The sequence below is a fragment of the Mesorhizobium sp. M1334 genome (assembly GCF_040317995.1).
In the GTDB taxonomy this organism is placed as follows: domain Bacteria; phylum Pseudomonadota; class Alphaproteobacteria; order Rhizobiales; family Rhizobiaceae; genus Mesorhizobium.
The window spans coordinates 252733-273363 of the sequence record NZ_JAMYLM010000003.1 but is presented as its reverse complement, the minus strand read 5'-3'; the positions used below and the strand labels follow the sequence as shown (position 1 = coordinate 273363).

General features: G+C 62.7%; 20 protein-coding genes. 17 read left to right on the top strand and 3 right to left on the bottom strand.

The window, feature by feature from the left end; translation table 11 throughout:
• The first annotated feature begins 4 nt into the window (after window positions 1–4).
• From hflK to NKH17_RS08385, 3 genes are all read left to right on the top strand, one after another.
• The gene (gene hflK, locus NKH17_RS08395) at window positions 5–1099 is read left to right on the top strand and encodes an FtsH protease activity modulator HflK (RefSeq protein WP_023676693.1); all 1095 of its coding nucleotides are present in this window, start codon (window positions 5–7) and stop codon (window positions 1097–1099) included.
• On the top strand, window positions 1099–2055 hold the full coding sequence (hflC, locus tag NKH17_RS08390; protein WP_352475325.1) for a protease modulator HflC: 957 nt from the start codon (window positions 1099–1101) through the stop codon (window positions 2053–2055). The genes hflK and hflC overlap by 1 nt, the downstream gene beginning before the upstream one ends.
• A gap of 143 nt (window positions 2056–2198) precedes the next feature.
• A complete protein-coding gene (locus NKH17_RS08385) occupies window positions 2199–3716 on the top strand; it encodes a DegQ family serine endoprotease (RefSeq protein ID WP_254818931.1) in 1518 nt (505 codons plus the stop codon).
• A gap of 46 nt (window positions 3717–3762) precedes the next feature.
• Here the strand turns inward: NKH17_RS08385 and NKH17_RS08380 are convergent, their stop codons facing one another.
• On the bottom strand, window positions 3763–4335 hold the full coding sequence (locus tag NKH17_RS08380; protein ID WP_352475324.1) for a GNAT family N-acetyltransferase: 573 nt from the start codon (window positions 4333–4335) through the stop codon (window positions 3763–3765).
• Window positions 4332–5219, bottom strand: a complete 888-nt coding sequence (gene serB / locus NKH17_RS08375; RefSeq protein WP_352898706.1) for a phosphoserine phosphatase SerB — start codon at window positions 5217–5219, stop codon at window positions 4332–4334. The genes NKH17_RS08380 and serB overlap by 4 nt, the downstream gene beginning before the upstream one ends.
• Here serB and miaA point away from each other — a divergent pair.
• The 3 genes from miaA (at window position 5209) to NKH17_RS08360 (ending at window position 7609) form a co-directional block, all read left to right on the top strand.
• The gene (miaA, locus tag NKH17_RS08370; protein WP_352898761.1) at window positions 5209–6177 is read left to right on the top strand and encodes a tRNA (adenosine(37)-N6)-dimethylallyltransferase MiaA; all 969 of its coding nucleotides are present in this window, start codon (window positions 5209–5211) and stop codon (window positions 6175–6177) included. The two genes, serB and miaA, sit on opposite strands and share 11 nt — an antisense overlap.
• A 104-nt stretch (window positions 6178–6281) precedes the next feature.
• On the top strand, window positions 6282–7076 hold the full coding sequence (locus NKH17_RS08365) for a GGDEF domain-containing protein (RefSeq protein ID WP_254818928.1): 795 nt from the start codon (window positions 6282–6284) through the stop codon (window positions 7074–7076).
• 146 nt (window positions 7077–7222) lie between these two features.
• The gene (locus tag NKH17_RS08360) at window positions 7223–7609 is read left to right on the top strand and encodes an ester cyclase (protein WP_352644624.1); all 387 of its coding nucleotides are present in this window, start codon (window positions 7223–7225) and stop codon (window positions 7607–7609) included.
• Window positions 7610–7645: 36 nt separating this feature from the next.
• On the opposite strand, the gene NKH17_RS08355 is transcribed toward NKH17_RS08360, so the two are convergent.
• A complete protein-coding gene (locus NKH17_RS08355) occupies window positions 7646–9472 on the bottom strand; it encodes an ATP-binding protein (RefSeq protein ID WP_352898708.1) in 1827 nt (608 codons plus the stop codon).
• 151 nt (window positions 9473–9623) lie between these two features.
• Between NKH17_RS08355 and NKH17_RS08350 the strand changes: the two genes are divergently transcribed.
• The 11 genes from NKH17_RS08350 (at window position 9624) to NKH17_RS08300 (ending at window position 20627) form a co-directional block, all read left to right on the top strand.
• Window positions 9624–10190: a helix-turn-helix domain-containing protein gene (locus NKH17_RS08350; RefSeq protein WP_352898710.1), complete on the top strand. Its 567-nt coding sequence runs from the start codon at window positions 9624–9626 to the stop codon at window positions 10188–10190.
• A gap of 1 nt (window position 10191) precedes the next feature.
• A complete protein-coding gene (locus NKH17_RS08345; RefSeq protein ID WP_352898713.1) occupies window positions 10192–10503 on the top strand; it encodes a hypothetical protein in 312 nt (103 codons plus the stop codon).
• Window positions 10504–10525: 22 nt separating this feature from the next.
• Window positions 10526–11050 carry a GNAT family N-acetyltransferase gene (locus NKH17_RS08340; RefSeq protein ID WP_352898715.1) on the top strand — a complete coding sequence of 175 codons (525 nt, stop codon included), beginning with the start codon at window positions 10526–10528 and terminating at the stop codon, window positions 11048–11050.
• Window positions 11051–11341: 291 nt separating this feature from the next.
• Entirely contained in the window at window positions 11342–13093 is a 1752-nt protein-coding gene (locus NKH17_RS08335) for an acetolactate synthase 3 large subunit (protein WP_352898764.1), read from the top strand.
• 66 nt (window positions 13094–13159) lie between these two features.
• Window positions 13160–13732 carry an acetolactate synthase small subunit gene (ilvN, locus tag NKH17_RS08330; RefSeq protein WP_352739933.1) on the top strand — a complete coding sequence of 191 codons (573 nt, stop codon included), beginning with the start codon at window positions 13160–13162 and terminating at the stop codon, window positions 13730–13732.
• Between the two features lie 60 nt (window positions 13733–13792).
• Window positions 13793–14389: a LysE family translocator gene (locus tag NKH17_RS08325; RefSeq protein WP_352898718.1), complete on the top strand. Its 597-nt coding sequence runs from the start codon at window positions 13793–13795 to the stop codon at window positions 14387–14389.
• A gap of 168 nt (window positions 14390–14557) precedes the next feature.
• Window positions 14558–15802, top strand: a complete 1245-nt coding sequence (locus NKH17_RS08320; RefSeq protein ID WP_352898720.1) for an efflux RND transporter periplasmic adaptor subunit — start codon at window positions 14558–14560, stop codon at window positions 15800–15802.
• Window positions 15799–18957: an efflux RND transporter permease subunit gene (locus NKH17_RS08315; protein WP_352898722.1), complete on the top strand. Its 3159-nt coding sequence runs from the start codon at window positions 15799–15801 to the stop codon at window positions 18955–18957. Before NKH17_RS08320 ends, NKH17_RS08315 begins: the two co-directional genes overlap by 4 nt.
• Before the next feature lie 56 nt (window positions 18958–19013).
• Window positions 19014–19619, top strand: a complete 606-nt coding sequence (nthA, locus tag NKH17_RS08310; RefSeq protein ID WP_352799589.1) for a nitrile hydratase subunit alpha — start codon at window positions 19014–19016, stop codon at window positions 19617–19619.
• Window positions 19616–20275, top strand: coding sequence for a nitrile hydratase subunit beta (gene nthB / locus NKH17_RS08305; RefSeq protein WP_352799591.1), 660 nt, complete (start codon window positions 19616–19618; stop codon window positions 20273–20275). Before nthA ends, nthB begins: the two co-directional genes overlap by 4 nt.
• Window positions 20276–20294: 19 nt before the next feature.
• Complete coding sequence (locus NKH17_RS08300) at window positions 20295–20627, top strand: nitrile hydratase accessory protein (RefSeq protein WP_352898766.1); 333 nt, start codon at window positions 20295–20297, stop codon at window positions 20625–20627.
• Window positions 20628–20631 lie beyond the last annotated feature (4 nt).

Sequence of the window (20631 nt, the reverse complement as noted above, 5' to 3'; positions counted from 1 at the left end):
ATTCATGCCCTGGAACGACAAGAGCGGCGGCGGCGGCCCGTGGGGCGGCGGCAACAATCAGGGGCCTTGGGGTCAGGGACCCAAGGGACCCAGCGGCCCACAAGGCTCGCCTCCCGATCTCGAGGACATCATCCGGCGCGGGCAGGACAGGTTGCGGCGCGCGCTGCCGGGCGGCGGTGGCGCGAGCCCGGCCGTGTTCGGGCTGATTGCCGCGGCTCTGGTGGTGCTATGGGCGTTCAAGGCGGTCTACACCGTGCAGCCCGACGAAGTTGCGGTCGAGCTCAGGTTTGGCAAGCCGAAGGCGGAGCTCTCGCAGCCTGGCCTGCATTTCCATTGGTGGCCCATTGAAACGGTCGAGACCGCCAACATCGCCGAGCAGCTTGTCAGCATCGGCGGCGGCAGTTCCAGCGGCAATGGCCTGATGCTTTCCGGCGACCAGAACATCGTCAACGTGCAGTTCTCTGTGGCCTATCAGGTCTCCGACCCTAAGGCCTATCTGTTCGACGTGTCCGACCCGGACGGCATGCTGCAGCAGGTCGCCGAAAGCGCGATGCGCGAAGCGGTCGGCCGGCGCCCGGCGCAGGACATTTTCCGCGACGACCGGCAAGGCATTGCGGCGTCGGTGCGTGAGATCATCCAGACGACGCTGGACGGCTACAAGGCCGGCCTCAACGTCAACGCAATTTCGATCGAGGACGCCGCGCCGCCGCGCGAGGTGGCAGACGCGTTCGACGAGGTGCAGCGGGCCGAACAGGACGAGGACAAGTTCGTCGAGCAGGCCAATCAGTATTCCAATCAGAAGCTCGGCCAGGCGCGCGGTGCGGCCGCACAGATCCGCGAAGACGCGGCCGCCTACAAGAACCGGGTCGTGCAGGAGGCCGAAGGCGAGGCGCAGCGCTTCATCTCGGTCTATGACGAATATGCAAAGGCGCCGGAAGTGACGCGCAAGCGGCTCTACCTGGAGACGATGGAGAGGGTGCTGAAGGATTCGAGCAAGGTCATCGTCGAGCAGGGCAACGGGCAAGGGGTGGTTCCCTACCTGCCGCTGCCGGCATTGCAGCAGAAGGCGCCGGCACCGGCCACCGGAGGAAACCAGTGATGGCCAACCGTCTTCCCGTCATTGCGGTCATCGCCGCGGTCATCCTGTTCCTGCTCTATTCGTCGGTCTTCGTCGTCAATGCGCGCCAGCAGGCGCTGGTGCTCAGGTTCGGCGAAATCGTCGACGTCAAGAACCAGCCGGGCATCTATTTCAAGGCGCCATTCTCTTTCTTCGATGCCGACACCGTGCAGCTGATCGAAAACAGGGTGCTGCGCTTCGACCTCGACAACATCCGCGTCCAGGTTTCGGGCGGCAAGTTCTATGAGGTCGATGCCTTTATCGCCTATCGTATCTCGGACCCGCGTGTGTTCCGCGCCGCGGTCTCCGGCCAGATCGAACTGGCCGAGGCCCGGCTGAGGACGCGTCTCGACGCCGCCTTGCGCCGCGTCTATGGCCTGCGAGACTTCGAGGCGGCGCTCTCGGAAGAGCGCGCCGTGATGATGCGCGAGGTGCGCGATCAGCTGAGGCCGGATGCCACCTCGCTTGGCCTGCAGATCGAGGATGTCCGCATCCGCCGCACCGATCTCACGGCCGAAGTTTCGCAGCAGACCTTCGACCGCATGAAGGCCGAACGTCTCGCCGAAGCCGAGCGGCTGAGAGCGCGCGGCAACGAGGCAGCGCAGCGGATCAGGGCTCGCGCCGACCGCGAAGTGGTGGAAATCGTCGCCGAAGCGCAAAAAGAGTCTGAAATCCTGCGTGGTGAAGGTGAAGCCCAACGCAGCGCCACGTTTGCCGGTGCCTATCAGCGCGATCCGGCCTTCTTCGATTTCTATCGGTCGATGAATGCCTATGGCACGGCGCTGAACAGTACCGGAACGACGATGGTGCTGTCGCCGAATTCCGAGTTCTTCCGCTTTTTCCGCGACCCGAACAGCAAGGAAACGCCTGCGGCACCGGCGGCACCACCGCCTGCCGCTCCCGCCGCACCGGCGGCACAGCCAGGCACCGGCCAGTAGGGCCGGTGCAGGGGCGCCGGCGTAACGGAGGATTTATCCTCTGGCCGTAGCCATAGCCGCAAACGTGCCTTATTTCTTGCCAACATGACGCGGACCGGCATTTTTGCCGAAGCGGTTTTTTCAGAACACCCGGAGGCCTTTCGATGACATCCACCACCCTTCTGCGTGCAGCGAGGCGGACGTTCATCGCCGGGGCCGCTGCGCTTCTGGTCGGCGCCGTTGCCGTTCCCTCGTTCGTGGCGCCGACGATGGCAGCCGACGGGCCGCCCTCGGTTGCCGATCTCGCCGCCGGCCTGCTTGGCGCCGTGGTCAACATCTCGACGTCGCAGACTGTTAAAGGCACTGAGGGGCCGGGCGCAGTGCCGATGCCGCAGCTGCCGGAAGGCTCGCCTTTCCAGGACTTCTTCGACGATTTCTTCAAGAACCGTGGCGGCGACAAGGGCGGCGGCGGGCAAAAGGTGCAATCGCTGGGCTCCGGCTTCGTGGTCGACGCCGAGCAGGGCATCGTGGTGACCAACAACCACGTCATTGCCGATGCCGACGACATCGAGGTGAATTTCTCCGATGGGGTGACGCTCAAGGCGACGCTGGTTGGCACCGACACCAAGACCGACGTCGCGGTGCTGAAGGTCGATCCGAAAGGGCACAAGCTGACGGCTGTGAAGTTTGGCGATTCCAACAAGATGCGTGTCGGCGACTGGGTAATGGCGATTGGCAATCCGTTCGGTCTCGGCGGCACGGTGACGGTCGGCATCGTCTCGGCGCGCAATCGCGACATTAATTCCGGTCCCTATGATGATTTCATCCAGACCGATGCCGCGATCAACCGCGGCAATTCAGGTGGACCGCTGTTCAACAGCAGCGGCGAGGTCATCGGCATCAACACGGCAATCATCTCGCCGTCGGGCGGCTCGATCGGCATCGGCTTCTCGATCCCGTCGCAGCTTGCCTCGGGCGTCGTCGACCAGCTTCGCCAGTTCGGCGAGACGCGGCGCGGCTGGCTTGGCGTGCGCATCCAGCCGGTGACCGACGACATTGCCGAGAGCCTGGGCATGGCGACCGCCAAGGGCGCGCTGGTCGCCGGCGTCATCAAGGGCGGGCCGGTCGACAACGGCACCATCCAGGCCGGCGACGTCATCATCAAGTTCGACGGCAAGGACATCCATGAAATGCGCGACCTGCCTCGCGTCGTGGCGGAGAGCCCGGTCGGCAAGGCCGTCGACGTGATCATCGTGCGCAAGGGTGTCGAGCAGACCGTCAAGGTGACGCTCGGCCGGCTCGAGGATGGCGAGAAGCTTGCCAGCGGCGGTGAAAACGGCAACACCGACCAGGACGACGCCGACAAGGCGCCTGCGGTTTCGACGGCTTCCGTGCTCGGCATGACGATCGGCGAGCTCAATGACGAGACGCGCACGAAGTTCGGCATCGCCGCCGACGTCTCCGGCGTCGTCGTGACCGACGTCTCCAAGGATTCGGCGGCGGCCGAACGCGGCATCCAGCCGGGCGAGGTGATCACCGAGATCGCGCAGGAATCGGTCGCAACGCCCAAGGACGTCATGGACCGGATCGGTGCGCTGAAGGAGCAGGGGCGCAAGAACGCGCTTTTGATGCTGGCGTCGAAGACCGGCGAGCTGAGGTTTGTGACAATCCGGATGGATTGAGTCCGGAAGAGCCTGCAACACTCTGATGTTGAAAGGAAAAGGGCGGCTAGCGGGCCGCTCTTTTTCTTGCCTGCCAGTCTGTGCGTGACAGCCTGTAGAAGACATGTCGCCTGAGTGAGGTGTGGTTGTCCGGAACACCTGGATGGTCGAAGTCGGAGGCGGGGTCGGGGATCATGCCCAGGCGCTCCATGACGGCAATGGACCGGCTGTTATCCTTGACTGCGAAGGACACGATTTCGTCGAGGCCAAGTCTTTCAAAGCCATAGGTGAGCCAGGCTTCGGCTGCTTCGGTGACATAGAAGCGGCCCCAGAATTCGGGTGCCAGCCGCCAGCCGATCTCGATCGTGCCGGGCGGCAGGAATGGCAAATGATCGGTTCGGGTTATGCCGACGAAGCCGATGCATTCACCTGTGGCTGCGATCTCAGCGGCCGCGAAGCCGAAGCCGTCGCGATCGATAGCCGCGCGCAACTCCTCCATCTTGGCGTCAGCCTGGGCGCGGTCGCGGCGAAACGGAAAGAACTCCATGACCAACTCGTCGGAATTGATGCGATGGAAGAGCTCGCGGTCACGATCTTCCCAGTTGCGCAGGATCAGGCGCTCGGTGCGGATCGGCGTCATTCGACAAATTCCTCCCGGCGATAACCCTGCAGATAAAGCAAGGCGGTGAGGTCGCCGTGGTCGATGCGGATCTTTGCCTCGGCTGCTACGGCCGGCTTGGCATGCAAGGCGACGCCGATGCCGGCAAGACGGATCATGTCGAGATCGTTGGCGCCATCGCCGACGGCAATGGCATCGGCAGGTGTCAGGCCGAGGCGGGCGGAAATCTCGATAAGGGCTTCGGCCTTGGCGGCGCGGCCGAGGATCGGTTCGGCGACCAAGCCGGTGAAGCGGCGATCCTGCTCGATCAGGCGGTTGGCGCGATTTTCGTGAAAGCCGAGCAATGCTGCGATGCGGGTGGTGAAGATGTCGAAACCACCGGAGATCAGCGCCGTCCAGGCGCCGCTGGCCGCCATCGTCTGGACGAGCGTGCGGCCGCCGGAGGCAAGCGTCAGGCGATTGTCGATGATGCGGTCGATGATTGCGGCATCGAGACCCTTGAGCAGCGCCACGCGCTCGCGCAAGGCCGGCTCGAATGCAATCTCGCCGTTCATCGATCGCGCGGTGATGGCGGCGACACGATCCTTGACGCCGATCTCGTCGGCAAGCTCGTCGATGCATTCCTGGTCGATCATCGTCGAATCCATGTCGGCGATCAGGATCTTCTTGCGCCTGTTCTCAGCTGGCTGGACGGCCACGTCGATCGGTTCGGAAGCAAGCGCGGCATGCAGGCGCGCCGTTATTTCGGAAGCGTCAGCGGTCTCCGGCAAGTCGAGCTGGCAGGCGATGCCTTCGGCCAGCCAGCGAACAGCGCTTGCGCCGACCGACCGCGAGGCCATATTCGCTAGCGTCGACGTCAATGCGCGGCCGGCGGGATGGGATAGAAGCGTGGCGATCAGCGGCATCGAAAATTCCAGCGGACAGGCGGGCGAAGGCCGCGTGAAGAACGCGATCCTGATAGCCGGGCCGACCGCCAGCGGCAAGTCGGCGCTCGCACTCGACCTCGCCGAGCGCAATGGCGGTGTCATCGTCAACACCGATTCCATGCAAGGCTATTCGGTGCTCGACGTGCTGACGGCGCGGCCTGGTCCTGCCGAACTCGCCCGCGTCCCTCACTTTCTTTATGGACACGTCGATCCGTCCACTGCCTATTCCACCGGCGCCTGGTTGCGTGATGTCACGAAGCTGATCGACGACGGCACGCTCTCGGAGCGGCCAGTGATTTTCGTCGGCGGTACCGGGCTTTATTTCCGGGCGCTCACGGAAGGTATCTCGGAGATGCCCGACATTCCGAAGTCGATCCGCGATCGCTGGCGCTACGAACTCCAGGAACAGGGCGCAGTGAGATTGCACCGCATCCTGTTGCGCGAGGATTCTGCGGCCGGCATGATGCTGAGGCCGACGGATGGCCAGCGCATCGTGCGGGCGCTGGAGGTGCTCGACGCATCGGGCCGTTCCATCCTGGAATGGCAGGCCGCGCGTGGCCGGCCGTTGATCGACAGGAGCAGCGCGCGCTTTTTCGTCATCGAGCCGGAGCGAGCGGCGCTGGTGGAGCGGATCGATGCCCGCTTCGACCGCATGCTGGACAAGGGGGCACTGGACGAGGTGAAGCAGCTTTCGGCGCTCGGCCTCGATCCCGACCTGCCGGCGATGAAGGCGATCGGTGTTCGCGAGCTCCAGGCCGCGCTGGCCGGCGCCATCAGTTTTCCCGAGGCTATCGAGCGCGCGAAGATCGCGACGCGGCAATATGCCAAACGGCAGACGACCTGGTTCAGGCACCAATTGGGCCCGGAATGGCAGAGATTGCGTCCGGGTGAGGGGATCGACTCGATGCCCTCACCCCCTCCTTCGAGCGCAACCTGAAAAGTCGACACCGAGGGGCCATTTCGCGTTGAAGTTGTCCAGGTTAACTGTCCGTAAGTTCCCGCATGCCATAAGATCGATAGGAACTTTCCAACGGGGAGCAGATGCGTTTCCATAAGGCGGAATCAGCCTTTTTTGTGTTTATTTTTGTGATCCTGGCCGCCGGCCTGGTGACGCTTTACGCCTATGGGCTCCTGCAAACCCTGGCCGCCGACATTAGCAATACGCCTTCGGAACTCGATGAAATCATCTATCTCAACAAGCTGCTGTTTGCGACCGGCGTGCTGCTGGCGACTGCGCTGTTCTTCGGCATTTTCTTCATCTACCCGCTGATCCGAAAGCAGGCGACGGAAGAAGGCAAGCTGCGTGCCATGACCGTTTCGCTCAGCGCGCGTTCAGAGACGCTGGAGCATGCGGCGCTCACCGACAGCCTTACCGGCATGCAGAACCGGCGCTACTTCGACGATGCGCTGAAGGAATATCTCGAAGAGTTCCGCCGTATCGAGAAACCAGTCGGGCTGATGATCCTCGACCTCGACCATTTCAAGCAGGTCAACGACAGCCACGGCCACGATGTCGGCGACGAGGTGTTGCGGGCGGTCGCAAACTGTCTCAAGGACATGACACGCTATCACGACGTGGTGGCGCGCCTCGGCGGCGAGGAGTTCGCGGTGGTCACGCCCAATATGGATGCCGAGCTGCTATCCAAATTCGCCGAGCGCATCCGCAAGGCGATCGCCAACATGTCGGTGCTGACAGGCAATGTCCGACTGAAAATCACCACCAGCGTCGGGCTTGCTGTCTGGGATCGCAAGGAAACCGCCGAGGAGTTCTATCGCCGCGCCGATCGCCAGCTCTATGAGGCGAAGAGGCAAGGGCGCAACCGCGTCTGCGCCTGAAATTCCGTCGTCAAATTCGTGATGTGGAAATTCGTGATGCTGGCCGTCTGGTATCGTTTTTTGCGTTTCCGGTGCACGCAGACCGATGTCACCCAGTCAAGCTGAGATGCTGCCTTTGTGGGGCTTCTGGAAATAGAGGTGTTGCCGTGACTAAATCCGACCTCTCAGATCGTTATCGGGGCTATATTGCATGTCTAAACAAGCAGGATTGGCCAAACCTGGGGCGGTTTGTCCATGATGAAGTGACCCACAACGGTCGCAAGCTCGGATTGTCCGGCTATCTCGAAATGTTGGTGAGAGACTTCGACCAAATTCCGGACCTTTACTTCGACATTCAGCTATTGGTTGCCGATCCGCCTTATGTAGCGAGCCGGCTAAGCTTCGACTGCGCGCCAAGGGGAACGTTCCTTGGGCTCGATGTGAGCGGGAAAAGAATTTCGTTTGCCGAGAACGTATTCTATGAGTTTCAGAGAGGGAAAATTGGCCAGGTGTGGTCAATTATAGACAAGACAGCCATCGAAGCTCAGCTGTGATATCTGCGAGCGCTGCCTAAAAGTCGCTCGGCTCGATCATTCTGGCGGACGCAGCCCGAAGGTCGCCGGCTTGAGGCCGTATCGCAAGTCGAAATCGTCGTTCCGCTGGGTGCGTGCGGCCGACGGCTTTCGATAGTCCGAATCGCCGGCCTGCCGGCCCGGATCGACGACTTCCGCGAAAGGCATTGCCTGCTGTGATTTCGGCATGTTGCGCAGCCGTTCGACGATCGCCACTAGGTCGACCTCGTCGCCGGTTTCGGACGGCAAGGCATTCTCGCGTTTGGCGGTGCCTGGGATCAAATCCTCGGAGAGTTTTTCGAACTTCATCCGCATCGTCGTCGCCACGCCTTCTCCGAAGGCGATGGCCTCGCGCTGGCCCATGGAAGACAGGAACGCCAGCGTCGAGGCCGAGGAATCGGCGATCGCCGAGCGGATGATCGCCTGGTCCTGCTCGTTGGCGAGCCGCATGGCAAAGAACGTCGAGCACTGCGACAGGATGGTCGGGTCGAGTTCGCCCGGGCGCTGGGTGACGACGCCGAGATAACAGCCATATTTGCGGCCTTCCTTGGCGATGCGCGACAGCGCGTGCCGCGTAGGCGCGAAACCGAGGCGCGGATCGGCCGGCATATAGCGATGCGCTTCCTCGCACAGGAAGAGCAGCCGCAAGCGGCCTTCGCTCCACAATGCCAGGTCGAAGGCCAGCCGCGCCAGCACCGAGCAAACGGAATTGACCACCTCGGACGGCATGCCGGCCATTTCGAAGCAGGTCACCGGGCGGCCGTGATGCGGCACGCGGAAAATGTTGCCGATCGTCTCGTGGATGGTGTCCTCGATCAGGCGCGAGTTGAACATGAAACGGTAGCGCGGATCGGATGCCGCCGATTCGATACGTGCCTTCAGTGACTTGAGGGTCGGGCGATCGTTCTTGCTTTCCAGCAATCCCATGCGCTCGTCGACCAGCTTGATGAGGTCGGCAACGCGATAGGGCACCGGCGCGTCGGCGGTCAGCGCGTCGGTGCTGCGCCGTAGGTAGTTGCCGGAGTTCGGATTGCGGTAGAGGTTCTTGGCCGCGGGGATGAGATCGCGCAAGGCGTCGACCTCTTCCGGGACCGTCTCGCGGCCGCGAAACAGCACCTCGGCAAATTCCTCGAGCTTGAACATCCAGAAGGGCAGGTCGAGCGTCGTCGAATCGACCCTGACGCAATGTTCGGGCAACGATGCGGCGAACTCATTGTGTGGATCGAGGATGAGCACGCGCAGATCGGGCCGGGCGGCGATCGACTTGCGCAAGAGCAGCGACACGGCGGTCGATTTGCCGACCCCGGTGGTGCCGACAATGGCGAAATGGCGCGCCAGCGTATCGTCGATGGCGATATTGGCGTCGATGGCCTCGTCCTGCGACAGCGTGCCGATGGTCATCGAATGACGACCGGCGAGATCGTAGACGGCCTGCAGGTCGCGGCTGCGGATACGATGGGCAATGGCGCCGATATGCGGGTAGGTTGTGATACCACGGTCGAAGATCGGCTTCGCGCCGGGTTCGGCACCGTCGCGCACCTCGCCGATCAATTCGATGCTGACCTCGATCGGATTCTGGCCCTCGCTGCTCCAGACACGATCCGACTTGCCGATTTCATAGACAAGGCCGACGGTTCGTGATGTGCCGAGATTGATCGAGATCATCTTGCCGACGCTCCACAGGCCGGTGACCGTGCCTTCGATGTCGTCGGCATAGGCGCTGATGGTGGCGCGCGCGCCGTCGCATTGCACGACATTGCCCAGAATGCGCTTGTCGTTCTGCTCCGCCCTGCGGCGCTCCAGCAAAGTCGGTTCCCCAATGGAGGCTTCGCGTTCAACGAGCATGGACAGGCCGGTCCCCTTTTCCCAAGCGATGAGCCTAGGCGAACGGGGTTAAGGTGGGATGAGGCCGGATGGTTTAGCGGACATTAAGGAGTTTGCGAAAACTGGACGAAACGGTCGTTGCCTCGCAAAAAAATTTCGATATATTGGACTAATGGATGATATAGCGAACGATATATCCTCGACTATCGGCAGAAGGATACACACCGAAAGGGTGGCTCGCAGCTGGTCGCTGGCTGAATTGGCGGAGCGGTCCGATGTCTCGAAAGCCATGCTGAGCACGATCGAGCGCGGCATGACCAGCCCGACGGCGGCACTCCTCGTGCGCATTGCGGCCGCCTTCGGCATGACGCTGTCCGCATTGATCGCAAGGGCGGAATTGCAGGGCGGTGGCCTGCTTCGCGAAGGTGACCAGCCGCTGTGGCGCGATCCGGCTACGGGTTATGTGCGGCGGCATCTTTCGCCGGTCTCCGACATGCCGCTCGAACTGATCCGGGTCCAGTTGCCGGCCGGCGCCAAGGTAAGTTTCCCGGCGGCGTCCTATGCCTTCATCAGGCAACAGATATGGCTGATCTCCGGGCGCCTCGAATTCACCGAGGGCGACATCGTTCACAAGCTCGAAACCGGCGACTGCCTGGCGCTCGGCGCGCCATCAGATTGCGTCTTCCACGCTCCGGGGCCGGACGCCGCCGACTATCTGGTTGCGTTGGCCAGGCGCTGAGGTGAAGGCACGCCGTCCGAAACGCTCCGACAATGGTGGGCCGCCGCTCGACGACTATGACGGTCCGCCCTGGGGCAAGGGCGATCCCTATGTCTTTCTTGCCTGGCGGACCGCCCATGCCCAGGCATGGAAAGCGCCGAGCCGCGAGATCATGCTGATGCGGTTGGACAAGGCCGAGCAGCTGGGCCTGACCTATGAGGAATACACGCTCGAACTGCTGGAACGCGGGCGACATCTGCAAGAGGAAGACGCCGATCGCATCGCGGAAATCCGCCGGGCCAGGAAGCGGAAGCGGACCGGTCATTTCGACTGACGGGCGGCGAAGGGGAAACCACATGAGTTCGATCGAAATCAGGCCACTCAGCAATACTGACAGAACGCAAAAAATGCTGGCGGATCTGCTGATCGGGACAGTCGCTGCCGGCGGCTCGGTCAGCTTCATGCATCCGCTGGCGCCGGAGATGGCCGCGGCCTTCTGGAACAAGTCGCTTGATGCGGCCGCCAGAGGCGAAAGGGCGGTGCTTGGGGCCTGGAACGGCGAGGCTCTGGTCGGCACAGTCACCTTGCTGCTCGACTGCCCTCCCAACCAGCCGCACCGGGCCGAGATCGCCAAGCTGATGACCCGCCTCGATTCCCGCGGCAAGGGCATAGCAAGGCGCCTGATGGAGGCGGCGGAAGCCGTTGCCGTGGAGAAAGGCCGCACGTTGTTGGTCCTTGACACGGCAAAAGAGGAGGGGGCTTCCGGCTTCTATGAAAAGCTCGGCTTCACGCTGGCCGGCGAAATACCGGATTATGCGCTGAAGCCGCATGGCGGGCTCACAGCCACCCTCATCTACTGGAAACGCATTGGTTCAGCCTGATCCGACCCGTGCACATTCGCCGTTGACAGCGGCGTCAAACCAATTCTATTGTCCGCCACCATGAAAAAGGCACTCATTCTCGTAGGAAAGCGCATGGGCGAGGCGGTGTAACCGCCGGGCGATGACCTCCCATGCGCAAGACACAGGCTCCCTCGGGGGCCTTTTTTATTGCCCGAAACACGACTAAACGACGAGCAATCGCCAGATGGCGAACAGTACGGGACCAGACCGATGAGCAGTGGACAGAATGAGCGGCGCGACATGGCAAGAACTGAAATGCCAAGAACTGAAATGACCGGCGCCGAAATGGTGGTGCAGGCGCTGAGGGACAATGGCGTCAAGCATGTTTTCGGCTATCCGGGCGGCGCGGTTCTGCCAATCTACGATGAAATCTTCCAGCAGGACGAGGTCGAGCACATCCTCGTCCGCCACGAGCAGGGTGCGGGCCACGCGGCGGAAGGCTATGCGCGCTCGACCGGCAAGGCCGGCGTCATGCTGGTGACCTCGGGGCCGGGCGCCACCAACGCGGTGACGCCATTGCAGGACGCGCTGATGGACTCGATCCCGCTGGTCTGCCTGACCGGCCAGGTGCCGACTTCGCTGATCGGCTCGGATGCGTTCCAGGAGTGCGACACGGTCGGCATCACGCGACCCTGCACCAAGCACAACTGGCTGGTAAAGGACGTCAACGAGCTCGCGGCAACGATCCACGAGGCCTTCCATGTGGCAACGACAGGGCGCCCCGGTCCGGTCGTCGTCGACATTCCGAAGGACGTTCAGTTCGCCAAGGGTACCTATGTCCCGCCGCAGACGGCGCCGCGCACCAGCTACCAGCCGAAGGTCCAGGGCGACCTGGAAAGGATCAAGGCGGCGGTCGAGCTGATGGCCGGCGCCAGGAAGCCGATCATCTATTCAGGCGGCGGCGTCATCAATTCCGGCCCGGAGGCGAGCCATCTGCTGCGCGAGCTGGTCGACCTGACCGGCTTTCCCATCACCTCGACGCTGATGGGCCTCGGCGCCTATCCGGCGTCGGGCAAGAACTGGATGGGCATGCTCGGCATGCACGGCACGTATGAGGCGAACATGGCGATGCACGATTGCGACGTCATGCTCTGCATCGGCGCGCGCTTCGACGACCGCATCACCGGGCGGCTGACGGCGTTTTCGCCGAATTCGAAGAAGATCCACATCGACATTGACCCGTCGTCGATCAACAAGAACGTCCACACCGACGTGCCGATCATCGGCGATGTCGGGCGCGTGCTGGAGGATCTGGTGCGGCTGTGGCGGGCAACCGCCAAGGCCGACAAGAAAGCGCTTCACCCGTGGTGGGAGCAGATTGCCAAATGGCGCGCCCGCGATTCGCTCGCCTACAAGATGAACCCCGAGGTGATCATGCCGCAATATGCCGTCCAGCGGCTCTATGCGCTGACCAAGGACCTCGACACCTACATTACCACCGAGGTCGGCCAGCACCAGATGTGGGCGGCGCAGCACTATCATTTCGAGAAACCGAACCGCTGGATGACCTCCGGCGGACTGGGCACGATGGGCTACGGCCTGCCGGCGGCACTCGGTGTGCAGATCGCGCACCCGGATGCGCTGGTCATTGATATCGCCGGCGACGCTTCGGTGCAGATGACGATGCAGGAGATGAGCGCGGCGGTGCAGCACGAGGCGCCGATCAAGATCTTCATCCTCAACAACCAGTATATGGGCATGGTGCGGCAATGGCAGCAGCTGCTGCATGGCAACCGGCTGTCGCATTCCTACACCGAGGCGATGCCGGATTTCGTCAAGCTCGCCGAAGCCTATGGCGGCCACGGAATTCGCTGCGACAAGCCGGACGAGCTCGATGACGCCATCAAGGAGATGATCGCGGTTAAGAAGCCCGTCCTCTTCGACTGTCGCGTGGCGACGCTCGCCAACTGCTTCCCGATGATTCCGTCCGGCAAGGCGCATAACGAGATGCTGTTGCCTGACGAGGCGACCGACGAAGCTGTGGCCAACGCGATCGACGCCAAAGGCAGGGAACTGGTGTAGCCTGATTCGAGGAAGCTGTGCGGAAACAGCAGATTAGCGCAAAAGTTTGAAATCGAGATTCATGTCATGAACGCACAGCTTCAACCGACCGGCTCCGCCTATTTCATCGCCAAGGAGACGGAAAAACCAGAGAACCACACGCTTTCGGTCCTGGTTGACAATGAGCCGGGCGTGCTTGCCCGGGTCATCGGCCTGTTTTCCGGACGTGGCTACAACATCGAGAGCCTGACGGTCTCGGAAACCGAGCACGAAAAGCACCTGTCGCGCATCACCATCGTGACGTGCGGCACGCCGCACGTGCTGGAGCAGATCAAGCACCAGCTCGAGCGCATCGTGCCGGTGCACCGCGTCGTCGATCTCACCGTGCGGTCGCAGGAATTCGGACAGGAGCGGCCACTGGAGCGGGAACTCGCGCTGGTCAAGGTCGCCGGCACCGGCGAAGCCCGCGTCGAGGCGCTCCGGCTCGCCGATGCATTCCGCGCCAGCGTCATCGATGCCAACACCGAGCATTTCATCTTCGAGATCACCGGCAAGGGGTCCAAGCTCGATCAGTTCATCGCCATCATGAAACCGCTCGGGCTCGTCGAGATCTGCCGCACCGGGGTGGCGGCGATGAACCGCGGCCCGCAAGGGATGTAGTCATCCAGCTTGGCTCTATCTCGTCGCTTTGCCATCGATCGCATTGATTAGGGAAACGGCATGACATTCGACGCATTTTTCGCCTTGCTGGTTTATGCCTTCGTGACCTCGGTCACGCCGGGTCCTAACAATTTCATGCTTCTGGCCTCGGGTGTGAATTTCGGCTTGGTCAAGACCGTGCCACACATGCTCGGCATCGGCTTCGGCTTCCTCGTGCTGTTGCTTGCCGTAGGCTTCGGGCTTGGTGCCGTGTTGACGGCCTTTCCGGTGCTGCATACCGGGTTGAAGATCGCCGGCGGCCTTTACCTGCTTTATCTCGCCTGGAAGATCGCCATGTCGCGCTCGCTCGGCGGCGAAGGCGAGGCGAAGGGCCAGCCGATGCGCTTCATCGAGGCTGCGGCTTTCCAGTGGGTCAATCCCAAGGCCTGGGTGATGGCGATTACGGCCATGGCCGTCTATACCAACCCGGAACGCCCGTTTGTGTCCGTGGTGCTGATCGCGGCTGCGTTCGCCGTCGTCATGCTGCCGAGCATTTCAACCTGGGCCGGTTTCGGCATGGCGCTGCGCGGTTTTCTGGCAGATGCGGTGCGGCTCAAATGGTTCAACATCGCCATGGGCGTGATGCTGGCGGCGACGCTGTGGCCGATGCTGCGTTAGCTGCCGTTCTATTGTGCACTGCACATTAAATCTTCGTAATGACGGGTTTTGGCCCTTTTTCGCCTTCGGCATCCTCTATTATCTGGCAAAAGCGCGGCAATCGGCTGCGAGTTGAGCTAGACTACGGCCACCGGATAGCGGCGTGTCGGATCGAGAGGCCTTTTGTCGATGCGCGGAAAGATCGTATTTGCGGTGATCGCTGCAGCCTGCGTTGCCGCGGCGTGGCTCTATCTTTCGCCCAGCGCAATGAGCGATCTTCAGCACCTGCTGTCGGCGAAGCAGACGGCGGCGGACAAACCCGCTGCAGCGGCAAGTGCCGCGCGTTCGACTTCGGTGGTTGCCGCCACTGCCTCGACGGCCGATTTCCCGGTCCGGCGCTATGCCATCGGTTTCGTGTCCTCTCCTGCCGTGGTCAGCATCAACGCACGGGTCTCGAGCCAGATCGTCGCAATCGCGGTCAAGGACGGACAGATGGTGAAGGCAGGCGACCTTCTGTTCTCGCTGGACGATCGCTCGTTGAAGGCGCAATTGGCACGTGATCAGGCGACGCTCGCAAAAGATCAGGCGCTGCTTGCCAGCGCCACGGCCGATCTTCAGCGGGCCAAAAATCTTGTCGCCAGGCAGGCCGGCACACAGCAGACCTACGATCAGGCTGTCGCGGCGCAGAAATCCGCAGCGGCCACCGTCGACGCCGACAAGGCAACGATCGATGCGGACCAAATCCAACTTGGCTTCGCCACGATCAGGGCGCCGATCTCCGGCAGGCTTGGCGCGGTCAGCGTCGCCGTCGGTGATCTCGTCACCACCAGCAACGGCAGCAGCACGTCGACCCCGCTGGTGACGATCACGCAGGTCGACCCGTTGCAGGTGAATTTCAATCTCCCCGAAAGCGATCTTGCGTTACTGCACAAAGCGCTGGCCGCGCCGCAGCAAGGCGCGGTGACGCTGACCAAGGATGGCGACCCGAAGCCGATCGGCAGGGGAACGCTGGATTTCGTCGATTCCTCCGTCGATACCGCGTCCGGCACGATCGCAACGCGGGCCAGCGTGCCCAACCCCGATCTTTCGCTGTGGCCGGGCCAATATGTCAATGTCGTGCTCGATGCCGGCATTATGCCGCAAATGACGTCGGTTCCGACGGTTGCCGTCCAGCCCAGCCAGAAGGGACCGTTCGTCTATGTGATCAAGCCGGACAACACCGTTGAAATGCGGCCGGTGCAGGTCGCGCTGACAGAAGGCGCCAACACCGCGATCAGCCAAGGATTGAAAAGCGGCGAGCGTGTCGTCGTCGAAGGCCAGACCAAGCTGAAGAACGGTGCGGCGGTGCGCGAAGGCAAGGCTTCGACCGGCACCGGCGACCAGGCGGCTCCGAAGGTCGCCGAGGCTGACCGGACGGGCGGAACACAGCCATGATTTCCGAATTCTGCATCCGCAGGCCGGTCGCAACGCTGCTCATGTCGTTCGCTCTGGTTCTGGGCGGGCTATTTGCTTACAAATTCCTGCCGGTAGCGGCACTGCCAAGCGCGGAATTTCCGGTGGTCAACGTCTCGGCCTCGCTGCCCGGGGCCTCGCCGGAAACCATGGCGACCTCGGTGGCAACGCCGCTGATCAAGCAGTTTGCCACCATCGCCGGCATCGATTCGATTTCGACGACCAACTCGCTCGGCTCGACCTCGATCGCCATTCAGTTCGTGCTCAACCGCGACATAGACGACGCCGCCGCCGACGTGCAGGCGGCGATCGCACGCACGCAGCGACAATTGCCGCCGGAGATGACCAGCCCGCCGAGCTATCGCAAGGTCAATCCAGCCGACGCGCCGATCCTGCTGATGTCGCTGGTCAGCGACACCATTCCGCTGACCGATCTCGATGCCTTTGCCGAGAATGTGATTTCGCCATCGCTGTCGACGATCGATGGCGTTGCGCAGGTTTCGATTTACGGCCAGCAAAAATATGCCGTACGCGTCCAGATCGATCCGACGGCGCTCGCCGCTCGCCGCATCTCGATCGACCAGCTGCAGGCGGCCATTGCCTCGGCCAACAGCAACACGCCGCTCGGCGTGCTCAAGAACAACAAACAGCAGCTGACGATCACCGCGAACACGCAGCTGACCAACGCGGCGGGATTCTCCAACATCATCATCGCAACAAAGAACGGCCATCCGGTGCGGCTCGGCGAGGTGACCCGCGTCATCGATTCGGTCGAGACCACGACGACGGCAAGCTGGTACGACGGCACCCGCGCCATCATCATGGCGGTGCAGCGTCAGCCGGACGCCAATACCGTCGATGTCGTCGACCGCGTCAAGGCGATGCTGCCTTCCTTCGAGGGTCAGATGCCGGCGGCGGCGAGCATCCAGTTGCTCAACGACCGCTCGACGTCGATCCGCGAGGCGGTGGATGACGTGCAGTTCACGCTGCTGCTCACCATCGCGCTGGTAGTGATGGTGATCTTCCTGTTCCTGCGCCGGGTGACGGCGACGGTCATCCCCGCCGTGGCGGTGCCAATTTCGCTCATTGCCACGCTGGGTGTGATGTACCTGTTCGGCTTTTCCATCGACAACGTCTCATTGATGGGGCTGACGCTGGCGGTCGGCCTTGTCGTCGACGATGCCATCGTCATGCTGGAAAATATTTTCCGCCATATGGAGGAGGACGGGCTCTCGGCCCTCGAGGCGTCGCTCAAGGGGGCGCGCGAGATCGGCTTCACCATCATCTCGATCTCGATCTCGCTGGTCGCCGTGTTCATTCCAGTGCTTTTGATGGGCGGCGTGATCGGGCGCATCTTCAACGAATTCGCGGTGGTGGTGACGGTCGCCATCCTGGCGTCGATGTTCGTCTCGCTGACGCTGACACCGATGCTGTGCTCGCGGCTGCTGTCATTATCGAAAGCCGAGCAGAAAGCAGCGCATGGCGGGGACCACAGACAAAACGCCTTCATACGGGGCTATGACAGGCTGCTGACATTCTGCCTGCACCACAATTTCCTTGTCTTCCTTGTCTTCCTCGTGACCGCCGGGCTGTCGGTTTGGCTGATCCAGATCTCGCCGAAGGGCTTTTTCCCGCAGGAGGATATCGGCCAGGTCTCAGTGACGACCATTGCGCGCCAGGATATTTCGTTTGACGCCATGGTGAAGCTGCAGGGGCAAGTGGCGGATGTCTTCACCCATTCGCCCTACGTCGCGCATGTCGGCTGGTCGGCGGGCAGTGGAAGCAATGCGCTCAACCAGGGCCAGCTGTTTGTGCAGCTGAAAGACAAGGACCAGCGACCGAACATCGACAAGGTGCTTTCGGACCTGCGGCGCCAACTTGCCAACGTGCCCGGCATCGAAACCTACATGCAGCCGGTGCAGAACCTGCGGCTCGGCGCGCGTTCTTCGGCGAGTGCCTACCAGCTTGCCGTGCAGGGCCTCGATACCCGCCTGACGAACGTCTGGGCGCAGAAGCTGACGGACGCGATGGCTGCCGACCATGCCGCCTTCACCGACGTCACCAATGACCTGCAGAACAATGCGCTTCAGGCGACGCTGGTGATCGACCGCGACAAGGCGGCGACGCTCGGCGTCGATACCGACACGCTGCGTTCCAGCCTTTATGGCGGTTTCGGCACCCAGCAGGTGTCGACCATCTTCGGCTCGGCCGACAGCTACGACGTGATCATGGAACTCGACCCGAAGATCGAGTGGTCGCCCGAGCGGATGCTGGCCATCAAGGTGAGAACGGCGAGCGGCAGCCTGGTGCCGCTCGGCGCGTTCGCCCGCGTCGATCGGACCGCTGGTGCGCTGACCGTCAACCAACTCGGCCAGCTTCCGGCTGTGACCATCTCCTACAATCTGCCGCAGGGCGTAGCCCTCGGCGACAGCGTGAGCCACATCAATGCGCTGAAGGAAAAGATCGGCATGCCGCCGACGATCTCGACCACGTTCTCGGGCACGGCGAAGACCTTCCAGGATTCGCTTTCCAACCAGGGACTGCTGATCGGCGGCGCGATCCTCACCATCTATATCGTTCTCGGCATGCTCTATGAGAGCTTCATCCATCCGCTTACCATCCTGACCGGGCTTCCCTCGGCGGTGCTTGGCGCGCTGGTGGCACTGCGGCTGGCGGGGATGGACCTGTCGGTGATCGCGGTGATCGGCATCCTGATGCTGATCGGCATCGTCAAGAAGAACGGCATCATGATGATCGACGTGGCGCTCGAGCTTAGGCGCGAGGGGATGTCGCCTGTCGAATCCATCCACAAGGCCTGCCTGATGCGCTTCCGGCCGATCATGATGACCACGCTTGCCGCGCTGATGGGTACCATCCCGATCGCGCTCGGCACCGGCGCCAGTGCGGAACTGCGCCAGCCTCTCGGCGTGGCGGTGGTCGGCGGTCTGGTCGCCTCGCAGGCACTGACGCTGTTCGTCACGCCCGTCATCTACGTCTACATGGAGCATTTTTCCGGCTGGCTGGTCAGGCTGTGGGCGCGGCGCCGGGGCGAGCCGAAGCCGGTCGAAGCGGTCGACCAGCCGTCACTGTTCGACGAGGAGGAAGAACCAGTGCCGCAAAAGGCGGCAGCCGAATAGCGCTGGCCCAAGCCGTGGTGCTTGCGGCCGGGGGTCCGCGATCGTAATTTGACGCCATGCCGCATAATCACCACCATGACAACGAGCTTGATCCTTTTGCGGCGCGCGTGCGCGCGCTGGAGACGATTCTCACCCGCAAAGGCCTGATCGATCCGGCGGCGATTGATGCCATTGTCGACACCTACGAGACCAAGATCGGGCCGCGCAATGGCGCAAAGGTGGTGGCGAAAGCCTGGGTTGATCCCGCCTTTGCCGCATGGCTGAAGCGTGATGCGACGGCGGCAATCGAATCGCTCGGCTACACCGGCCGGCAAGGCGAGCACATGCAGGCGGTCTTCAACACGGCCGAAACGCACAACCTCGTCGTCTGCACGCTATGCTCCTGCTATCCGTGGTCGGTGCTCGGCCTGCCGCCGGTCTGGTACAAGGCGCCGCCCTATCGTTCGCGCGCAGTGATCGATCCGCGCGGCGTGCTCGAGGAATTCGGGCTGATCTTGCCGGCGACGACAACAATCCGGGTGTGGGATTCGACCGCCGAGCTGCGCTATCTGGTGGTGCCTATGCAGCCAAGGGGCACCGAGGGCTGGGATGAGGCACGGCTCGCCGATCTGGTGACGCGCGATGCGATGATCGGCACCGCGTTGGCGCGGGAGTCGGCATGAACGGGCCGCAGGATCTCGGCGGCCAGATGGGTTTCGGGCCGGTCGCGCCAGAACCGGACGAACCCTATTTCCATGCCGATTGGGAGAGGCGGGCGCTGGGCGTGACGTTGTGCGCCGGCGCCATGGGCGCTTGGAACATCGACGAGAGCCGGCACGCGCGGGAATCGCTGCATCCAGCGGATTATTATGCCTCCAGCTACTACCAGATATGGATCAAGGCGCTGGAGGTTCTGCTCAAACGCCATGGTTTCGTCGGCGACCGCGACCTGGCCACGGGCGACGCAGTCGACCCGGCAGCGACACCCAAACGGGTGCTGAAGGCTAAAGATGTTCCGGCGGTGCTGGCCAAGGGCGGGCCTTGCGACCGGCCGGTCGCTACGCCGGCGCGGTTCAAGGCGGGCGACACTGTGCGTACGAAGAATTTCCATCCGATGGGCCACACCAGGCTCCCGCGCTATGCACGCGGCAAGCAAGGTGTCGTCGAGGCTGTGCGCGGCGGCTTTGTTTTTCCCGACACAAACGCGCACGGCCAGGGTGAAAACCCGCAATGGGTCTATACGGTGGCCTTCACCGGCAGCGAAATCTGGGGCGAGGGCGCCGACCCGACACTTGTCGTTTCGATCGATGCCTGGGAGAACTACCTTGAGCCGGCGTGAGACGAGCTCAATCGCCGCTATGCCACCAGCCGGTGTCGAGGCGCCTGTGTTTGCCAAGCCGTGGCAAGCAGAGGCCTTTGCCATGACGGTAGCACTGCACGATAATGGGTTGTTTTCGTGGAGCGAATGGGCGGATGCTTTGTCGGCAGAGGTGAAGCGGCCGGGCGCCGCGCGCGACGGTCACGATTACTACGAGCACTGGCTGGCGGCGCTGGAAAAGCTGCTGTCGGCCAAAGCCATTGCCGGCAAGAACGACGTCGACAGCCTTGCCGCTGCCTGGGCACGCGCCGCGCACGCAACGCCGCATGGCAAGCCGATCCTGCTGGAGAACGATCCACAGCGGGCTCGGTAAGCTG

Excerpts from the sequence above, each read along its gene's own strand:
- NKH17_RS08350 (WP_352898710.1), top strand. The coding sequence starts at position 9,624 with ATGGATGATATAGCGAACGATATATCCTCGACTATCGGCAGAAGGATA.
- NKH17_RS08315 (WP_352898722.1), top strand. The coding sequence starts at position 15,799 with ATGATTTCCGAATTCTGCATCCGCAGGCCGGTCGCAACGCTGCTCATG.
- NKH17_RS08335 (WP_352898764.1), top strand. The coding sequence starts at position 11,342 with ATGACCGGCGCCGAAATGGTGGTGCAGGCGCTGAGGGACAATGGCGTC.
- ilvN (WP_352739933.1), top strand. The coding sequence starts at position 13,160 with ATGAACGCACAGCTTCAACCGACCGGCTCCGCCTATTTCATCGCCAAG.
- NKH17_RS08300 (WP_352898766.1), top strand. The coding sequence starts at position 20,295 with ATGCCACCAGCCGGTGTCGAGGCGCCTGTGTTTGCCAAGCCGTGGCAA.
- NKH17_RS08340 (WP_352898715.1), top strand. The coding sequence starts at position 10,526 with ATGAGTTCGATCGAAATCAGGCCACTCAGCAATACTGACAGAACGCAA.
- serB (WP_352898706.1), bottom strand. The coding sequence starts at position 5,219 with ATGCCGCTGATCGCCACGCTTCTATCCCATCCCGCCGGCCGCGCATTG.
- NKH17_RS08355 (WP_352898708.1), bottom strand. The coding sequence starts at position 9,472 with ATGCTCGTTGAACGCGAAGCCTCCATTGGGGAACCGACTTTGCTGGAG.
- nthB (WP_352799591.1), top strand. The coding sequence starts at position 19,616 with ATGAACGGGCCGCAGGATCTCGGCGGCCAGATGGGTTTCGGGCCGGTC.
- NKH17_RS08325 (WP_352898718.1), top strand. The coding sequence starts at position 13,793 with ATGACATTCGACGCATTTTTCGCCTTGCTGGTTTATGCCTTCGTGACC.
- NKH17_RS08365 (WP_254818928.1), top strand. The coding sequence starts at position 6,282 with ATGCGTTTCCATAAGGCGGAATCAGCCTTTTTTGTGTTTATTTTTGTG.
- NKH17_RS08320 (WP_352898720.1), top strand. The coding sequence starts at position 14,558 with ATGCGCGGAAAGATCGTATTTGCGGTGATCGCTGCAGCCTGCGTTGCC.
- NKH17_RS08380 (WP_352475324.1), bottom strand. The coding sequence starts at position 4,335 with ATGACGCCGATCCGCACCGAGCGCCTGATCCTGCGCAACTGGGAAGAT.
- hflC (WP_352475325.1), top strand. The coding sequence starts at position 1,099 with ATGGCCAACCGTCTTCCCGTCATTGCGGTCATCGCCGCGGTCATCCTG.
- hflK (WP_023676693.1), top strand. The coding sequence starts at position 5 with ATGCCCTGGAACGACAAGAGCGGCGGCGGCGGCCCGTGGGGCGGCGGC.
- nthA (WP_352799589.1), top strand. The coding sequence starts at position 19,014 with ATGCCGCATAATCACCACCATGACAACGAGCTTGATCCTTTTGCGGCG.
- NKH17_RS08385 (WP_254818931.1), top strand. The coding sequence starts at position 2,199 with ATGACATCCACCACCCTTCTGCGTGCAGCGAGGCGGACGTTCATCGCC.